This window comes from Streptomyces sp. W16 (genome assembly GCF_033194735.1).
In the GTDB taxonomy this organism is placed as follows: Bacteria; Actinomycetota; Actinomycetes; order Streptomycetales; family Streptomycetaceae; genus Streptomyces.
Genome location: NZ_JAWOAI010000914.1, coordinates 1 through 2,268, shown reverse-complemented (window position 1 = coordinate 2,268; position 2,268 = coordinate 1). Strand labels below are relative to the sequence as shown.

The window sequence follows — 2,268 nt, the reverse complement described above, 5'->3', positions numbered from 1 at the left end:
GAGCCACCCCAGCGGGCGGGCACGAAGTGGCGGGCGAAGCCGGCGGCCCGGAGCGACTCCGTCGCCTCCGGGCCCAGCCGGCGGTCGAGTTCGGCCTTCGCGGCATGGGTCGCCGCCACTTCGCCGACCTCGCGTGCCGTCCGCACCGGGGCACGGGCGGGTGAGGTGTCGGACATCGGGGGTTCCTCCTCCGGGCTGTGGACTCCGTGCGGTCACCCACCCTCGTCCGGCCTCCTGGAGCGCCCCTTGAGCACGGCTGGACCCAACTCGCCCCACCCGCCTTCGAGTTCCCTTCGAGCCCGGTCCCGCAGCGTCGACCCTGCCAACGGCGATCTCCCCCGTCGGCGGTGGGAGATCCCCGCCCGGCGCAGACGAAAGGAACGCAACGAGATGCTCTGCTCGACCGAAGGCCGCACGGCAGTCCGCGGCCGAACCCAGGGAGCCTCCTACGCTCCGGTCCGCGCGGCAGGTGTCCGGTGAACCGGCGTGTGGTGATGACCGGAATCGGTGTGCGCACCCCCGGCGGCCGGGGCACCAAGGAGTTCTGGGACCTGCTGACCTCGGGCCGTACGGCGACCCGGCGGATCTCCTCCTTCGACCCCTCCCCGTTCCGCTCCCAGGTGGGCGGCGAGGTCGACTTCGACGCGGAGCTGGAGGGTTTCACACCGCGCGAGATACGCCGCATGGACCGGGCCACCCAGTTCGCGGTCGCCTGCACCCGTGACGCGGTGGCCGACTCGGGCCTCGACCTCACCGCGGGCGACCCGCACCGCCTGGGCGTCAGTCTGGGCAGCGCGGTCGCCTCCGCGACCAGCCTGGAGCGCGAGTACCTGGTGATGTCGGACGCCGGGCGGCTGCCGGTGGTCGACCCGGCCTATCTGTCCCCGCACATGTTCGACTATCTGAGCCCCGGCATCATGCCGGCCGAGGTGGCCTGGTCCGTGGGTGCCGAGGGGCCGGTGACGATGGTGTCCGACGGCTGCACCTCGGGGCTCGACGCGGTCGGCCACGCCGTCCAGCTGATCCGTGAGGGCAGCGTCGACACGATGATCGCCGGCGCCTCGGACACCCCCATCTCGCCGATCGTGGTGGCCTGCTTCGACGCGATCAAGGCCACCACCACCCACAACGACGACCCCGAGCACGCCTCCCGGCCCTTCGACAACTCCCGCAACGGCTTCGTCCTCGCGGAGGGCTCGGCGATGTTCGTCCTGGAGGACTACGAGAGCGCCAGGGCCCGGGGCGCGCACATGTACGCCGAGGTCACCGGCTATGCGACGCGCTCCAACGCGTACCACATGACCGGTCTGAAGAAGGACGGCCGCGAAATGGCCGAGGCGATCAGCCGGGCGCTCGACGAAGCGCGCCTGGACGCCACCGCCGTCGACTACGTCAACGCGCACGGATCGGGCACCAAGCAGAACGACCGGCACGAGACCGCCGCCTTCAAACGCAGCCTCGGCGATCACGCGTACCGGATCCCGGTCAGCTCCATCAAGTCGATGGTCGGGCACTCGCTCGGCGCCATCGGTTCCATCGAGATCGCCGCCTGCGCCCTCGCCATCGAGCACAACGTGGTGCCCCCGACGGCCAATCTGCACCAGGCGGACCCCGAGTGCGACCTCGACTACGTGCCGCTCACCGCGCGCGAGAACCGTACGGACACCGTGCTCACCGTCGGCAGTGGTTTCGGCGGATTCCAGACCGCGATGCTCCTGCAGCGACCCGAGGAAGTGACGGAATGAGCGAGCGTACGGTCATCACCGGAATCGGTGTCACGGCCCCCAACGGCCTTGGTACGGAGACCTATTGGAAGTCGGTGCTGGCGGGCAGCAACGGGATCGGCCCGCTGGAGCGCTTCGACACCTCCGGCTGCCCCTCCCACCTCGCCGGGCAGATCCTCGACTTCCACGTCGAGGACCATCTGCCCGACCGGCTGCACGCGCAGACCGACATCTCCACCCGGTTCGCGCTCGTCGCCGCCGACTGGGCGCTGCGGGACGCGGGCGTCGGCGCGGACACCCTCGCCGACTACAGCATGGGCGTGGTCACCTCGACCGCGCAGGGCGGCTTCGCCTTCACCCACAACGAGTTCGACAAGCTGTGGAGCCGCGGCCCGGAATTCGTCAGCGTCTACGAGTCGTTCGCGTGGTTCTACGCCGTCAACACGGGCCAGATCTCCATCCGCAACAAGATGCGCGGCCCGAGCGCGGCCCTCGTCGGCCAGCAGGCCGGCGTAGGAGACGGCCGTCCCGCAGGCCGACAGGT

General features: G+C 70.7%; 2 protein-coding genes. Both read left to right on the top strand.

The genetic code is table 11. From position 1 onward, the window contains the following. Window positions 1–494 precede the first annotated feature (494 nt). Window positions 495–1,745 (top strand): beta-ketoacyl-[acyl-carrier-protein] synthase family protein, encoded by a 1,251-nt coding sequence (locus R6V09_RS51360; protein WP_442810299.1) that lies wholly within the window; start codon window positions 495–497, stop codon window positions 1,743–1,745. Continuing rightward, window positions 1,742–2,268 (top strand): beta-ketoacyl synthase N-terminal-like domain-containing protein (locus R6V09_RS51355; protein WP_317888283.1); only part of this gene is annotated, 527 nt, incomplete at its 3' end. The genes R6V09_RS51360 and R6V09_RS51355, both read left to right, overlap by 4 nt.